Origin of the sequence: Novosphingobium piscinae, assembly GCF_014230355.1 — a bacterium.
Classification (GTDB): domain Bacteria; phylum Pseudomonadota; class Alphaproteobacteria; order Sphingomonadales; family Sphingomonadaceae; genus Novosphingobium; species Novosphingobium piscinae.
The window spans coordinates 209,243-223,290 of sequence record NZ_JACLAX010000005.1; the positions used below are offsets into that span (position 1 = coordinate 209,243).

General features: G+C 70.8%; 14 protein-coding genes. 12 read left to right on the top strand and 2 right to left on the bottom strand.

The features are described from left to right. Window positions 1-166 precede the first annotated feature (166 nt). The 7 genes from rpsA to H7F53_RS07380 all read left to right on the top strand — a co-directional run bounded on the left by rpsA (window position 167) and on the right by H7F53_RS07380 (window position 6,412). Entirely contained in the window at window positions 167-1,882 is a 1,716-nt protein-coding gene (rpsA, locus tag H7F53_RS07350; protein ID WP_185678836.1) for a 30S ribosomal protein S1, read from the top strand. A 225-nt stretch (window positions 1,883-2,107) separates the two neighbouring features. Beyond that, on the top strand, window positions 2,108-2,866 hold the full coding sequence (gloB, locus tag H7F53_RS07355; protein ID WP_185678837.1) for a hydroxyacylglutathione hydrolase: 759 nt from the start codon (window positions 2,108-2,110) through the stop codon (window positions 2,864-2,866). A 436-nt stretch (window positions 2,867-3,302) separates the two neighbouring features. Next, the gene (locus tag H7F53_RS07360; protein WP_185678838.1) at window positions 3,303-3,611 is read left to right on the top strand and encodes a lipopolysaccharide assembly protein LapA domain-containing protein; all 309 of its coding nucleotides are present in this window, start codon (window positions 3,303-3,305) and stop codon (window positions 3,609-3,611) included. A gap of 19 nt (window positions 3,612-3,630) precedes the next feature. Then, window positions 3,631-4,314 carry an orotidine-5'-phosphate decarboxylase gene (pyrF, locus tag H7F53_RS07365; RefSeq protein ID WP_185678839.1) on the top strand — a complete coding sequence of 228 codons (684 nt, stop codon included), beginning with the start codon at window positions 3,631-3,633 and terminating at the stop codon, window positions 4,312-4,314. A gap of 4 nt (window positions 4,315-4,318) precedes the next feature. Further along, the gene (locus H7F53_RS07370) at window positions 4,319-4,831 is read left to right on the top strand and encodes a GNAT family N-acetyltransferase (protein WP_185678840.1); all 513 of its coding nucleotides are present in this window, start codon (window positions 4,319-4,321) and stop codon (window positions 4,829-4,831) included. Between the two features lie 122 nt (window positions 4,832-4,953). After that, window positions 4,954-5,709, top strand: coding sequence for an SIMPL domain-containing protein (locus H7F53_RS07375; protein ID WP_185678841.1), 756 nt, complete (start codon window positions 4,954-4,956; stop codon window positions 5,707-5,709). A gap of 43 nt (window positions 5,710-5,752) precedes the next feature. After that, window positions 5,753-6,412, top strand: a complete 660-nt coding sequence (locus H7F53_RS07380; RefSeq protein ID WP_185678842.1) for a phosphoribosylanthranilate isomerase — start codon at window positions 5,753-5,755, stop codon at window positions 6,410-6,412. Between the two features lie 59 nt (window positions 6,413-6,471). Here H7F53_RS07380 and H7F53_RS07385 read toward each other — a convergent pair whose 3' ends face one another. Beyond that, complete coding sequence (locus H7F53_RS07385; RefSeq protein ID WP_185678843.1) at window positions 6,472-6,939, bottom strand: outer membrane beta-barrel protein; 468 nt, start codon at window positions 6,937-6,939, stop codon at window positions 6,472-6,474. Window positions 6,940-7,183: 244 nt separating this feature from the next. Here H7F53_RS07385 and trpB point away from each other — a divergent pair, with 244 nt between their 5' ends. From trpB to H7F53_RS07405, 4 genes are all read left to right on the top strand, one after another. Next, window positions 7,184-8,398, top strand: a complete 1,215-nt coding sequence (gene trpB, locus H7F53_RS07390) for a tryptophan synthase subunit beta (protein WP_185678844.1) — start codon at window positions 7,184-7,186, stop codon at window positions 8,396-8,398. Window positions 8,399-8,510: 112 nt separating this feature from the next. Beyond that, window positions 8,511-9,314, top strand: coding sequence for a tryptophan synthase subunit alpha (gene trpA / locus H7F53_RS07395; RefSeq protein WP_185678845.1), 804 nt, complete (start codon window positions 8,511-8,513; stop codon window positions 9,312-9,314). After that, window positions 9,311-10,162, top strand: coding sequence for an acetyl-CoA carboxylase, carboxyltransferase subunit beta (gene accD / locus H7F53_RS07400; protein WP_185678846.1), 852 nt, complete (start codon window positions 9,311-9,313; stop codon window positions 10,160-10,162). Before trpA ends, accD begins: the two co-directional genes overlap by 4 nt. A 153-nt stretch (window positions 10,163-10,315) precedes the next feature. After that, a complete protein-coding gene (locus H7F53_RS07405; protein WP_185678863.1) occupies window positions 10,316-11,626 on the top strand; it encodes a bifunctional folylpolyglutamate synthase/dihydrofolate synthase in 1,311 nt (436 codons plus the stop codon). Window positions 11,627-11,659: 33 nt separating this feature from the next. Here the strand turns inward: H7F53_RS07405 and H7F53_RS07410 are convergent, their stop codons facing one another. Next, window positions 11,660-12,970, bottom strand: a complete 1,311-nt coding sequence (locus H7F53_RS07410) for an AmpG family muropeptide MFS transporter (protein WP_185678847.1) — start codon at window positions 12,968-12,970, stop codon at window positions 11,660-11,662. Between the two features lie 166 nt (window positions 12,971-13,136). Between H7F53_RS07410 and H7F53_RS07415 the strand changes: the two genes are divergently transcribed. Continuing rightward, on the top strand, window positions 13,137-14,048 hold a 912-nt coding region (locus H7F53_RS07415), incomplete at its 3' end, for a pseudouridine synthase (RefSeq protein ID WP_185678848.1).

The window sequence follows — 14,048 nt, forward strand, 5'->3', positions numbered from 1 at the left end:
CCGCCGGTCCCGCGGCCCGAATCCGGTCCGGGGGACGCCGCGGACGGCATTCGGCTCCCGCGGCGGTTCGGCCCTTTTTGGCCCACGTCCGCATGGGGCGGTGCGTGGAGGAAAGACCGGCGGAGACAACCGCCTGGCCGGAAACACAGTAGAGTAGGACAAGACCATGGCCTCTACGGCTACCCCCAGCCGCGACGATTTCGCGGCTCTCCTTGACGAAACCCTCGGCTCGGCCGCCAGCGGCGGCTTCGAAGGCCGCGTCGTCAAGGGCACCGTCACCGCGATCGAGAACGACAAGGCCGTCATCGACGTCGGCCTGAAGAGCGAGGGCCGCGTGCCCCTGCGCGAATTCGCCATGCCCGGCCAGCCGCACGGCCTGTCGGTCGGCGACGAGGTCGAAGTCTATGTCGACCGCGTCGAGAACGCCGACGGCGAAGCCATGCTGTCGCGTGACCGCGCCCGCCGCGAAGCCGCCTGGGACAAGCTGGAAAGCGAGTTCGGCGAAGGCAAGCGTGTCGAGGGCGTAATCTTCGGCCGCGTCAAGGGCGGCTTCACCGTCGACCTCGACGGCGCCGTGGCCTTCCTGCCCGGCTCGCAGGTCGACATCCGCCCGGTCCGCGACGTCACTCCGCTGATGGACATCCCGCAGCCGTTCCAGATCCTCAAGATGGACCGCCGCCGCGGCAACATCGTGGTCTCGCGCCGCGCCGTGCTGGAAGAGACCCGCGCCGAGCAGCGTTCGGGCCTGATCCAGAACCTGGCCGAGGGCCAGATCATCGACGGCGTCGTCAAGAACATCACCGACTACGGTGCCTTCGTCGATCTCGGCGGCATCGACGGCCTGCTCCATGTCACCGACATGAGCTACAAGCGCGTCAACCACCCGTCGGAAGTCATCAACATCGGTGACACCGTCCGCGTCCAGATCGTCCGCATCAACCAGGACACCCAGCGCATCAGCCTGGGCATGAAGCAGCTGGAAAGCGATCCGTGGGATGGCGTGGCCGCCAAGTACCCGATGGGCGCCAAGCTGCGCGGCACCGTGACGAACATCACCGAATACGGTGCCTTCGTCGAACTGGAGCCGGGCATCGAAGGCCTGGTCCACGTTTCGGAAATGTCCTGGACCAAGAAGAACGTCCACCCCGGCAAGATCGTTTCGACCTCGCAGGAAGTCGACGTGATGGTGCTCGAGGTCGACAGCGACAAGCGCCGCATCTCGCTCGGTCTGAAGCAGGCCCAGCAGAACCCCTGGGAAGCCTTCGCCGAGAAGCACCCGGTCGGTTCGACCGTGGAAGGCGAAGTCAAGAACGCGACCGAGTTCGGCCTGTTCATCGGCCTCGACGGCGACGTCGACGGCATGGTCCACATGTCGGACATCGCCTGGGGCATCTCGGGCGAGGACGCGCTGGCCCTGCACCGCAAGGGCGAGCAGGTTTCGGCCATCGTGCTTGACGTCGATGTCGAGAAGGAGCGCATCAGCCTCGGCATGAAGCAGCTCGAGAAGGGCGCTCCGGCGGCCGGCGGTGTGGCTGCGGCCGGCGGCGCGGGTTCGCTGCGCCGCGGCGAGGTCGTCACGGTCACCGTGCTCGAGGTCCGCGACGGCGGTCTCGAGGTGCAGGCTGGCGACGACGGCGCCACCGGCTTCATCAAGCGTTCGGACCTCGGCCGCGACCGCGACGAGCAGCGTCCGGACCGCTTCCAGGTCGGCCAGAAGCTCGATGCCATGGTCACCGGGTTCGATCGCTCGAAGAAGCCGAACTTCTCGGTCAAGGCCCGCCAGCTGGCCGAAGAGAAGGAAGCGGTCGAGCAGTACGGTTCGTCGGATGCCGGCGCTTCGCTGGGCGACATCCTCGGCGCCGCGCTGAAGGCCAAGCAGTAAGCTTAGCCTTAGCCCGCAAGGCTGACGGAAACAGGCCCGCCCGGAGCGATCCGGGCGGGCCTTTTCGCTGGCGGCGGAGGTCAGGCCGCGCGGGGCCCGGTGGTGCTGCCGGACGCGTGTCAGCAGGGCAAGCAAGGGTGTCGCCGGCGGGCTGATCGAACCCGCGTGCCCCGCCCTTTCCTAATCCTGCCGCCGTCCCTACCTTTGCCGGCAGAGAGGTCCCCCATGCTCCAGGTTCACCAGTTTCCCTGCCTGTCCGACAACTACGGCTACCTGCTACACGATCCGGCCAGCGGCGAGACCGCCGCGATCGATACCCCCGATGCTGCGGTCTATCTGGCCGAGGCCGCGGCACGCGGCTGGCGGATCACGCAGATCTGGAACACCCACTGGCATCCCGACCATGCCGGCGGCAATGCGGCGATCAAGGCGGCAACCGGCTGCACCATCGCCGCCCCGGCGGGCGAGATCGATCGCATCGCCGGGGTCGACCGCGGGGTCGGGCATGGCGACGGGCTCATGCTCGGCGGCTTCACCGCGACGGTGATCGACGTCGGTGGCCATACCAGCGGCCATGTCGCCTACCATCTGCCCGCGGCCGGCCTCGCCTTCGTCGGGGATGCCCTGTTCGCGCTGGGCTGCGGCCGGATGTTCGAGGGCACGCCGGACCAGTTCTGGGCCAGCCTGCTGCGGCTGCGCGCGCTGCCCGCCGATACCCTGCTCCACTGCGCGCACGAATACACCGCCTCGAACGCGCGCTTCGCGCTGCATGCCGATCCCGACAATGCCGCGCTGCAGGCCTATGCCGCGGAGGTCGCCCGGCTGCGCGCCGACGGGCGCCCCACCGTGCCCATGGCCCTGGGACGCGAGATCGCCGCCAACCCGTTCCTGCGCGCCGACGATCCGGTGCTTGCCACCCGCTGGGGCGGCGGCTCCCCGGTTGAAACCTTCGCCGCGCTGCGCCGGGCGAAGGACAGCTTCTAGCGCGCGCGGAACAGGTCGGCGGGTACCGCTTGGTGGGGAGCGGACGTTGGGCTCAAACGCGGAGAGGCCGCCCCAAAACGCATTCGCACACCCGCACAATGGCACAGCGTCAAAGCTATCGTCGTCCCGGGCTTGACCCGGGACTGGGCTGTTTTCCCCAGCCGTCGCCACGCAAGCCCTGCCCCGGCTCAAGGCCGGGGCGACGATCAGGGGGTGGTCGTGTGTTCTGTGCGGAGTGGATCTGGATCTCCGACGTGGGGCGCAACATGTCGCCCTAAGCACGCCGCACGGCTCCGACCGGGCCGCGCAGCCGCGCGATCCGGCACCCCGGAGCATTGCTCGGAACCGCCCGCGGGGCCTGGCCTGCCCGCCCTTCCCTTCCGCCGCTTTACCGCCTAGCATCCCTGCCGGGACGCGGGAGAAAGGACACCATGCCATGCGGATAGTCCGCACGATCGTCTGGACCGTGCTGGTCGTGGGGCTGGTGCTGTTCTCCGTCACCAACTGGACCCCGGTCACCGTCCGGATCTGGGAAGATCTGGTCTGGGAGACCCGCCTGCCCGCGCTCGTGGTGCTGTCGTTCCTGGCCGGACTCCTGCCGATGTGGCTGCTTCACGTCGCCGGACGCTGGCGCTGGCGGCGGCGCATCACCGCGCTGGAGGCGGTCACGCGCCAGCCCTCGGCAGCCCTGTCGAGCACCCAGCTTGACGCGGCTGCGCAATCCGGAGACACGCCCGCCACCTGAGTGACCGAATGGAACCCGCATGAACCCGATCTACCTTGCCCTTGACCTGCCCCGGCTCGACGCCGCGATCGCTCTGGCCCAGAAGGTCAAGGGGCACGTCGGCGGGCTCAAGCTCGGGCTCGAGTTCTTCTGCGCCCACGGGCACCATGGCGTCCACGAGGTGGCCAAGGTCGGTCTGCCGCTCTTCCTCGATCTCAAGCTGCACGACATCCCCAACACCGTGGCCGGGGCGATGCAGTCGATCCACGTGCTCGAACCCGCGATCGTCACGGTCCATGCCAGCGGCGGGCGGGCGATGATGGAGGATGCCAAGGCTGCCGCCGGGGAGCATTGCCGGGTGGTTGCGGTCACCGTGCTGACCAGCCTCGACGACGCTGATCTGGCCGCCACGGGCGTGGGCGGATCGTCGCACGACCAGGTGCTGCGGCTGGCCGACCTCGCCGCCGAGGCCGGGCTCGACGGGATCGTCTGTTCCGGTCAGGAGGTCGGCGAGGTCCACAGGCGCTGGAAGAACGGCTTCTTCGTGGTTCCCGGGCTGCGCCCGGCCGAGGCCGCTAACGGGGCTTTGGGGGGCGACCAGAAGCGCACCGTCACCCCCCGCCAGGCCCGCGACGCCGGAGCCAGCGTCCTGGTGATCGGCCGCCCGATCAGCCGCGCCGAGGATCCGGTCACCGCCGCGCGGGCAATCGAAGGCACGCTCTGATCCGATGACAATCGCCTTCCGCCCGGCCAAGCTCGACGATGTCGGCGCGATCCGCGCACTCGTCGAAAGCGCCTACCGCGGCGACAGCGCTCGGGCCGGCTGGACCCACGAAGCCGACATGCTAAGCGGCGAGCGGACCTCGGACGACGAGGTTGCCGGGGTGATCGCCGATCCCGCCCAGCGCATCGTCGTCGCCATCGAGGACGGGGCGCTGATCGGCTCGGTGGCGATCACCAGCAAGCCGCCGCGGCATTGCTATCTCGGCATGCTCGCGGTCTCGCCCGCGCGCCAGGCGGGGGGGCTGGGCCGCCAGCTGATCGCTGCGGCCGAAGCCGAGGCGCGCCGGGCTTTCGGCGCCGCGGTGATGGAGATGACCGTGATCGACCGGCGGGCCGAGCTGATCGCCTGGTACGAGCGGCGGGGCTATCACCGCACCGGCGAGACGCGCCCCTTCCCCGTCGATCTGCCCGAGGCCGCCGGGCTGACGATGGTCGTGCTGGAACGGCTACTGGATTGAGTGGTGGCCGCCCCGGGGCCCCGACGCGGCCCGGTTCGGCGCGGCCCGGTTCATCGCCGCGCAACCTCGCTTCGGCCAAGCCCCAGCCCCAGCGACTCCGATCGCCACTCCGGGAGACCGACATGATCCTGCGCCCCCTCATCCTCGTCGCCGCGCTGGCCGCCCTGCCCGGCGCGGCGCTGGCCCAGGCCGCTCCGCGCCCGCCCGCCAGCGCGGCGCCCGCCCCCACCGTGCTGAGCCTGTCGGCCGAGGGCCGGGTAAGCCGCGCGCCCGACGTGGCCACCTTCAGCGCCGGCGTGGTCAGCCAGGGCATCACGGCCACCGAGGCCCTGCGCGCCAATGCCGCGGACATGACCCGGGTGATCGCCGCGCTGAAGAAGGCCGGCGTGGCCGACAAGGACATCCAGACCAGCAATCTCTCGCTCAGCCCGGTTTACCAGCCGCAGCGCAACCTGCCCGACGGCACGATGGAACCGGCCCAGCCCAGGATCATCGGCTACCAGGCGAACAATGCGGTGTCGGTCCGGCACCGCAACCTCGCCGATCTGGGCAAGGTGATCGACGCGCTGGTCTCGGCCGGGGCCAATCAGGTCAACGGTCCGGGGTTCGAGGTGGACGATCCCGATCCGGCACAGGACGCGGCGCGCACCGCGGCGATGGCCAAGGCCCGCGCCCGGGCCGAGCTCTATGCCCGCGCTGCCGGGCTGCGCGTGGGGCGGATCGTTTCGATCAGCGAGAGCGGGGGCTGGCAGCCGCCGCAGCCGGTGATGTACCGCATGGCCGCGATGGAGGCCGCACCGGCACCGTCGTCCCCGGTCCAGGCGGGCGAGCTGCAGATGACGGTCACCGTGCAGGTGCAGTTCGAACTGGTGCCGTGATGATCCCCCTTGCCGGGCGCGGGGCCTCGGCTAAGGGGCGGTGATGCCCATCGCCCCCGCCCCGACCGCCGCGATCAAGATCTGCGGCGTGACCACGCCCGAGGCGCTCGACGCCGCGATCGCGGCGCGGGCGGATCACATCGGCTTCGTGTTCTTCGCCCGCTCGCCCCGCAATCTCACCCCCCGCGAGGCCGCGCCGCTTGGCGAGCGCGCGGCCGGGCGGATCGGCCGGGTGGGCCTGTTCGTCGATGCCGACGATGCCCTGATCGCCGAGGCGGTCGCGGCGGCCGGGCTCGACGCGCTGCAGCTCCACGGCGAGGAAAGCCCGGCCCGCACGGCCGAGCTGCGCGCGCGCTTCGGCCTGCCGGTGTGGAAGGCGATCCCCGTCGCCGCGGTGGGGGACATCGCGCGGGCCGCCGCCTGGCTCGGCGCCGCCGACCTGATCCTGTTCGACGCCAAGACCCCCCGGGGCACGCTGCCCGGCGGCATGGGCCTGGCCTTCGACTGGACCCTGCTGGCCGACTGGCGCAACCGCGCGCCGTGGGGCCTTGCCGGCGGGCTCGGCCCGGCCAATGTGGCAGAGGCGATTGCCCGCACCGGCACGCCGCTGGTCGACACCTCGTCCGGGGTGGAGAGCGCGCCGGGGATCAAGGATCCCCAGCTTATCGCGCGGTTCTGCGCCGCGGTGCGCAGTTCCGGCTGAACCGAAAAGGGCGGCCCGTTGCCGGACCGCCCTCGCCCATCGGGGCCGCGAAACTGCGTTCAGAACTTGACGCCGACACCCGCCAGCACGGTATCGCGATCCGGGCCGTTGTCGGTGAAGTGGTGCTTGTATTCGACCTTGGTGTAGAGCGGGCCCATGAAGCCGAACTGCGCACCGGCGCCCAGATCCCACGATCCGCGGCAGGTGTCGCAGGGCTCGGTCGAATAGCCGCCGATGCCGTAGAACTTGTTGCCCAGCGCGTTGATGCCGGCGCGGCCCTGGAAGCCGAAGCTGGTCTTGTAGCGCGAGCCGAGAACCTTGTCGGCCGAGACCTCGAGACCGGTGAAGGCGGCGGGGCCAAGGTCGAAGTCATAACCGACAGCCGCGCCCACGGTCCCCTCGGTGCGACCCGGCAGCCATTCGATACCCCCGCGCACCTCGGCACGGGTCTCGTTGGCAAGGGCCGGCGTCGCGACGGCGCCGCCCAGGGCGGCAGCGGCGAGCAGCGGAAGGGCGAAAGTGCGCATCTTGGTACTCCTGATGTCCGGTCCGATCCTGTCGGGCCGCTGCCGACCTAGGCCGCGCAGTCTGTCGGCAGAATGAACCCAAACTGTCGCTGAGATGAACAGGGCACAGCAGTGTGGCCAATCCACAACAGGGCAGACCCGCCCGTCCCGCCGCTACTCGGCCGATCGCCGAAACAGCCGCCCAAGCCCTGCCCCAAAGCCCCGCAAACTGGACATTGGCGCGCGCCTCTGCCAAGCGCCGGGCATGACCGAACACGCCCCCAACAGCTTCCGCAACCAGCCCGACGAGCGCGGGCACTTCGGCGCATTCGGCGGCCGCTACGTCGCCGAAACGCTGATGCCGCTGATCCTCGACCTGGAGCGGGAGTACACCGCGGCCAAGGCCGACCCGGCGTTCAAGGCCGAGTTCGACGATCTGCTGGAGCACTACGTCGGCCGGCCGAGCCCGCTGTACTTCGCGCCGCGCCTGACCGAGGAGCTGGGGGGCGCCCAGGTCTGGTTCAAGCGCGACGAGCTGAACCACACCGGCGCGCACAAGATCAACAACTGCATCGGCCAGATCCTGCTGGCCATCCGCATGGGCAAGACCCGGATCATCGCCGAGACCGGCGCGGGCCAGCATGGCGTCGCCACGGCCACGGTCTGCGCGCGCTTCGGCCTGCCCTGCGTGGTCTACATGGGCGCCACCGACGTCGCCCGCCAGGCGCCCAACGTGTTCCGCATGAAGCTGCTGGGGGCCGAGGTCGTGCCGGTCACCGCCGGCGCCGCCACGCTCAAGGACGCGATGAACGAGGCGCTGCGCGACTGGGTCGCCAACGTCCACGACACCTTCTACATCATCGGCACCGCCGCCGGCCCGCACCCCTATCCCGAGCTGGTGCGCGATTTCCAGAGCGTGATCGGCCGCGAGGCCCGCGCCCAGATGCTCGCCCGCACTGGCCGCCTGCCCGACCTGCTGGTCGCCGCGATCGGCGGGGGCAGCAATGCCATCGGCCTGTTCCACCCGTTCCTCGACGATCCGGGCGTGAAGATGCTGGGCGTGGAGGCCGCGGGCCACGGGCTCGACAAGGAGCACGCCGCCAGCCTCGCCGGCGGGCGGCCCGGCATCCTCCACGGCAACAAGACCTATCTGCTGCAGGACGAGGACGGCCAGATCACCGAAGGGCACTCGATCTCGGCCGGGCTCGACTATCCGGGAATCGGGCCCGAGCATGCCTGGCTCAAGGAAATCGGCAGGGTGGACTACACCGCCGTGACCGACACCGAAGCGCTCGACGGCTTCCAGCTGCTGTGCCGCACCGAAGGGATCATCCCCGCGCTGGAACCCAGCCACGCGATCGCCGCCGTGGCCAAGGTGGCGCCGACCCTGCCGAAGGAATCGATCGTGCTCGTCAACCTGTGCGGGCGCGGCGACAAGGACATCTTCTCGGTCGCGGAGCACCTGGGGGTGAAGCTTTGATTGCCGCTATCGTCGTCCCGGGCTTGACCCGGGATCGGTGTCCGGATCGCTGCAACACAGCGCCTCGCCGCCAGCGGTCCCGGGTTAAGCCCGGGACGACGGAGTTTTCAGAATGACTGACCGCCTGACCGCCGCTTTCGCCAAGGGCCGCCCGGCCCTTGTCACCTTTGTCACCGGGGGCGATCCCACCCCTGCCCACACCGCCGCGATCCTCGACGCGCTGGTCGAAGGCGGCGCCGATGTGATCGAGCTGGGCATGCCCTTCACCGATCCGATGGCCGATGGCCCGGCGATCCAACTGGCCAACCTGCGCGCGCTCGGGGCCGGGACCCGGACCGCCGACATCTTCGCCATCGCCGCCGCCTTCCGCGACCGCCACCCCGAGGTGCCGCTGGTGCTGATGGGCTATGCCAACCCGATGACGATCCGCGGCGCCGACTGGTTCGCCGCCGAGTGCGCGAAGGCCGGGGTCGACGGGGTGATCTGCGTCGACATTCCGCCTGAGGAGGATGCCGAGCTGGGCCCGGCCCTGCGCGCCGCCGGTGTGGCGCTGATCCGCCTCGCCACGCCGACCACCGACGCGGCGCGGCTGCCCGCCGTGCTCGCGGGCTCGTCGGGGTTCCTTTACTACGTCTCGGTGGCGGGCATCACTGGCATGCAGCAGGCTGCCCAGGCCAGCATCGAGGAGGCGGTGGCCAGGCTCAAGGCGGCAAGCACGATTCCCGTGGCCGTGGGCTTCGGCGTGCGCACCCCCGAGCAGGCCGCCGCGATCGCCCGGGTCGCCGATGGCGTGGTGGTGGGTTCGGCCCTGGTCGATCTGGTCGCGCGGCATGGCAAGGACGCGGCCGGTCCGGTGCGCGATCTCACCGCCGCCCTCTCGCAAGCCGTCCATCAATCGCGTAAGGAGCCGGCATGAGCTGGATTACCCGCGTCCGCAACGCGCTGCCGTCGTTCGCGCAGAAGCGTGAGACCCCCGACAACCTGTGGATCAAGTGCCCGTCGTGCAGCGAGATGCTGTTCACCAAGGAGTACGAGGAGAACCTGTCGGTCTGCCCGCGCTGCGACCATCACGGCCGCGTGCGCACCGATGACCGCTTCGGGCAGCTGCTGGACCCCGGCTACACCGTGCTGGCCACGCCCAGGGTCAAGGAAGACCCGCTGAAGTTCCGCGATTCCAAGCGCTATCCCGATCGCTTGAAGGCCGCCCGGGCAACCAATCCGCACCCCGATGCGCTGACCAACGCCAAGGGCACCGTGGGCGGCCACCGCGTCGTGCTGGGCGTGCAGGACTTCGCCTTCATGGGCGGATCGATGGGCATGGCCGTTGGCGCGGCCTTCGTCGAAGGGGTGGAGCGCGCGATCAAGGACAAGTCGCCCTACGTGATCTGCACGGCGGCGGGCGGCGCGCGGATGCAGGAGGGCATCCTCTCGCTGATGCAGATGCCCAAGACCACGGTCGCGCTGCGCCGCCTGCGCCGCGCCGGGCTGCCCTATGTGGTGATCCTGACCGACCCCACCACCGGCGGCGTCACCGCCTCCTATGCCATGCTGGGCGACATCCACATCGCCGAGCCGGGCTGCCTGATCGGCTTCGCCGGCCAGCGGGTGATCCAGGACACGATCCGCGAGAAGCTGCCCGAAGGCTTCCAGCGCGCCGAGTACCTGCACGAACACGGCATGGTCGACATGGTGGTCCACCGCAAGGAACTGAAGGCCACGCTGGCGCGGGTGCTGGAGTATCTCCAGCCGGCCAAGGCGGCGTAACGCCCTTTCGACCCCGTGCGGCACCACCCACAGGTGATGACCTAAACCCTGTCCGTTCGTATCGAGCGAAGTCGAGACACCGAGCGCGACGCCTCTCGACGTCGCTCGAGGCGAACGGCCAGAGTGAACCCGAACAGGATCGATCACACAGCCATGCGCGACTTCGCCACCTCCGATCACCCCGGCGTCCAGACCCAGCTGAACCGGCTGGCCGCGCTGTCACTGCCGCAGGGCCGCTACGGACTGGAGACGATCGAGGCGATCTGCGCCCGGCTGGGCCATCCCGAACGCCGGCTGCCGCCGGTGTTCCACGTCGCCGGGACCAATGGCAAGGGCTCCACCTGCGCCTTCCTGCGCGCCATGCTGGAAGCCCAGGGCTATACCGTGCACAGCGCGACCAAGCCGCATCTGGTGCGCTACAACGAGCGCATCCGCGTCGCCGGCCGGCTGATCGACGACGCGGCGCTGGCGGCGGTCCTGGCCGAGGTGCTCGACGCCGCCGAGGATCTGGGTCCCAGTTTCTTCGAAGTGACCACCGCGGCGCTGTTCCTGGCCTTCAGCCGCACGGCGGCCGATGCCTGCGTGATCGAGGTCGGGCTGGGCGGACGGCTCGATGCCACCAACGTCATCCCCGCTCCGCTGGTCTGCGCCGTCGCCTCGCTCGGGCTCGACCACGAGGCCTTCCTGCTCCGCCCCGAGGAGGGCACGCCGGCCGAGCCGATCGCCCGCATCGCCTTCGAGAAGGCCAGCATCGCCAAGCCCGGGGTGCCGCTGGTCACCCAGACCTATGCCGCGGGGGCGGTCACGGCGGTGCTCGAGACCGCCGCGCGTCATGGCGCTCCGGTGCACCTGCGCGGGCGCGACTGGTGGTGCGAGACAGCGGCTGACCATTTCATCCTGCGCGACGATCAGGGCGAAGTGGCGCTCCCGCTGCCGACGCTGCCCGGATCGCACCAGATCGACAATGCCGCCCTCGCGGTGACCATGCTGCGCCGGCAGAGCGCCGTGCCGGTCACGCCCGCCGCCATGGCCGCGGGGATCCGCGCCGCGCGCTGGCCGGCGCGCCTGCAGCGGTTGGGGGCCGGTCCGCTCACCGCGCTGGCCCCGGGCCGGGCGGTCTGGCTGGATGGCGGCCACAATCCCGATGCCGGCCTCGCGATCGCGCGGCACTTCGCCGGTCGGCAGGTCCACCTGATCATCGGCATGCTGGCGAACAAGGATCCGGCCGCGCTGGTCGTGCCGCTTGAGCCGATGCTCGCCTCGATCGCGGTGGTACCGGCCCCCGGGCACGATGCCCACCGCCCAGAGGACTTCGCGGCGCACAGCGCGCTGCCGGTCCTGCCGTGCCGCGACGTGGCCTCGGCCCTGGCTGCCCTGCCCGATGATGGACGCGAGGTACTGATCGCCGGATCGCTCTATCTCGCCGGCGAGGTCCTGCGCCTCAACCGCGAGATCCCCGACTAGGCCGCATTGCCCCGCGGCCAGGCGACACCGGCCCTAGACAGCATCCCCGGCCGAGCCGATCGAGCTGTCGACCAGCCCGGTGCGGCTCATCCACCAGAACAGGACGATCCCGGGCAGCGCGGCCAGGGTGGTGAGCAGGTAGAAGTTGACGTAGCCCAGCGCCTCGATCAGCGCCCCGGCGGTGGTCCCGGTGAGGAACCGGCCGACGATGCTCGCCCCGGCCGAGATCAGCGCATACTGCGCGGCGGTGAAGCGCAGGTCGCACAGCGCCGAGAAGTAGGCCACCACCACCACCCCGCCGAAGCCCGAGGCGATGTTCTCGAACCCGATCGCCGCGGCCATGCCGAGATTGGAATGGCCCGCCGCGGCGAGCAGCGCGAAGCTGAGGTTCGACACGCCCATGAGGCCCAGCGCCAGCAGCACCGAACGCTTGAGCCCGAGCCGGGTATAGGCCGCCCCGCCCAGGAAGATGCCGATCAGATAGGCCCAGAAACCCAGCCCGATGTCGTAGATCGCGATCTCGTCGTTGCTGAAGCCAAGATCGTCGAACAGCAGCCGGAAGGTGAGGTTGGCCAGGGTGTCACCGATCTTGTGGACCAGGATGAACAGCAGCACCAGCAGGGCGCCCGGGCGGCGGAAGAACTCGAGGAAGGGGCCGTAGATCGCCTGGACCATCTCGCCCAGCCCGCGCCGGGTGGTGGGCGCGCGGTGGCGCTCGGGCTCGCCCAGCCAGAGGGCGGTGAGCATCGCCGGCAGGGCGAAGGCGGCGCAGGCGAGATAGCCCGCGCTCCAGCCGTGGCGCGCGGCGATCACCAGCGCCAGCGCGCCGGCCCCGGCCGACCCGAGCCGCCAGCCGTATTGCGACATGCCCGAGCCGACGCCCAGCTGGTAGGGCCGCAGCGTCTCGATCCGGTAGGCATCGATCACGATGTCGAAGGTGGCGCCCGCGGCACCGACCAGCACCGCGGCGATCACCGTGCCGGCGATGTCGGCCGAGGGATCGACCAGCGCGAGATGGACCACCGCGGCGATCACCAGGGTGCCGGCCACCAGCATCCACGACACCCGCTGGCCCAGCCGCCCGAGCAGCGGCAGCCGCACCCCGTCGACGATCCAGGCCCAGAACACCTTCAGGTTGTAGACCAGGAAGGCGAGGGTGAAGGCGGTGACGGTCTTCTTGTCGATCCCGTCCTGCGCCAGCCGGGTGGTCAGGGTCGCGCCGATCATCGCGAAGGGGAAGCCCGAGGAGATGCCGAGGAACAGGGCGCCCAGCGGCTCGCGCTCGAGATAGGGGGCGATCGCGCCCGCGACCGGCCCCGCTGGCTGCGCCGTGCTGTCACTCATGCCTTGTCCCCACCTCGCTTGCCGCGCCATGCTAACGGCCTTTGCCGGGAAGGCCAGATGGTTCGCGGCCGGTTCGCCCGATCTGCCCGCGCGGGGGCCGGGCGGAGAGCGCGTGGGCCGCGTCTGGCGCTTTGACGCCCCCTGCCCTTGGCGGTAAGGCCCGCCCATGACGGACTCCCCCTCCCCCGACGCCCCCGGCAGCGCTGCCCGCACCGGCGACCGCATCGCCAAGCTGCTCGCCCGCGCGGGGATCGCCAGCCGGCGCGAGATCGAACGGATGATCGCCGAGGGCCGGGTCAAGCTGGACGGCGCGGTGGTGACCACCCCGGCCACGGTCCTGCCCGGGCTGCGCGGCGTGACGGTGGACGACCAGCCGGTCGCCGCGCCCGAGGCGACGCGGCTGTTCCTGTTCCACAAGCCCGACGGACTGATCACCGCCGAACGCGATCCGGCCGGTCGGCCGACGATCTACACCGCGCTGCGCAACGCCCTGCCCCCGGGCACCCCGCGGCTGATGCCGGTCGGCCGGCTCGATCTGAATACCGAGGGTTTGCTGCTGCTGACCAACGATGGCGAGCTCAAGCGCGCGCTCGAACTGCCCGCGAGCGGGGTGCCGCGCACCTACCGCGCGCGCACCTTCGGCGAGATCAGCCAGGCCCGGCTGGAGGAGCTGATCGAGGGCATCGAGATCGACGGCATCCGCTATGGCAAGATCGACGCCAACATGGAACGGCGCACCGGCCGCAACCAGTGGATCGAACTGACCCTGACCGAGGGCAAGAACCGCGAGGTGCGCCGGGTGCTCGAGCACCTCGGCCTGCAGGTCAGCCGCCTGCTGCGCATCGCCTACGGCCCCTTCATCCTCGGCGACCTGCCGCGCGGTGCGGCGGGCGAGATCGCCCCGGTCGAGGTGGAGAAGTTCCGCCGCACCCTGGGCCTCGCCGCGCAGGACCCCGGTACGGTCCGGCGCACCGGCCGGGTCGACCCGGCCCCCAAGGCCGAACCGGAGCGCCGGCGCCGGCTGGGCCGACCGGCCCGCCCGGGCGCCTCCTCGCCGCGCGCCGCCCGGCCGGCGGCG

What these genes read in the sequence shown, in the direction of transcription:
- rpsA (WP_185678836.1), top strand. Translation starts at nt 167, where the DNA reads ATGGCCTCTACGGCTACCCCCAGCCGCGACGATTTCGCGGCTCTCCTT.
- gloB (WP_185678837.1), top strand. Translation starts at nt 2,108, where the DNA reads ATGCTCCAGGTTCACCAGTTTCCCTGCCTGTCCGACAACTACGGCTAC.
- H7F53_RS07360 (WP_185678838.1), top strand. Translation starts at nt 3,303, where the DNA reads ATGCGGATAGTCCGCACGATCGTCTGGACCGTGCTGGTCGTGGGGCTG.
- pyrF (WP_185678839.1), top strand. Translation starts at nt 3,631, where the DNA reads ATGAACCCGATCTACCTTGCCCTTGACCTGCCCCGGCTCGACGCCGCG.
- H7F53_RS07370 (WP_185678840.1), top strand. Translation starts at nt 4,319, where the DNA reads ATGACAATCGCCTTCCGCCCGGCCAAGCTCGACGATGTCGGCGCGATC.
- H7F53_RS07375 (WP_185678841.1), top strand. Translation starts at nt 4,954, where the DNA reads ATGATCCTGCGCCCCCTCATCCTCGTCGCCGCGCTGGCCGCCCTGCCC.
- H7F53_RS07380 (WP_185678842.1), top strand. Translation starts at nt 5,753, where the DNA reads ATGCCCATCGCCCCCGCCCCGACCGCCGCGATCAAGATCTGCGGCGTG.
- H7F53_RS07385 (WP_185678843.1), bottom strand. Translation starts at nt 6,939, where the DNA reads ATGCGCACTTTCGCCCTTCCGCTGCTCGCCGCTGCCGCCCTGGGCGGC.
- trpB (WP_185678844.1), top strand. Translation starts at nt 7,184, where the DNA reads ATGACCGAACACGCCCCCAACAGCTTCCGCAACCAGCCCGACGAGCGC.
- trpA (WP_185678845.1), top strand. Translation starts at nt 8,511, where the DNA reads ATGACTGACCGCCTGACCGCCGCTTTCGCCAAGGGCCGCCCGGCCCTT.
- accD (WP_185678846.1), top strand. Translation starts at nt 9,311, where the DNA reads ATGAGCTGGATTACCCGCGTCCGCAACGCGCTGCCGTCGTTCGCGCAG.
- H7F53_RS07405 (WP_185678863.1), top strand. Translation starts at nt 10,316, where the DNA reads ATGCGCGACTTCGCCACCTCCGATCACCCCGGCGTCCAGACCCAGCTG.
- H7F53_RS07410 (WP_185678847.1), bottom strand. Translation starts at nt 12,970, where the DNA reads ATGAGTGACAGCACGGCGCAGCCAGCGGGGCCGGTCGCGGGCGCGATC.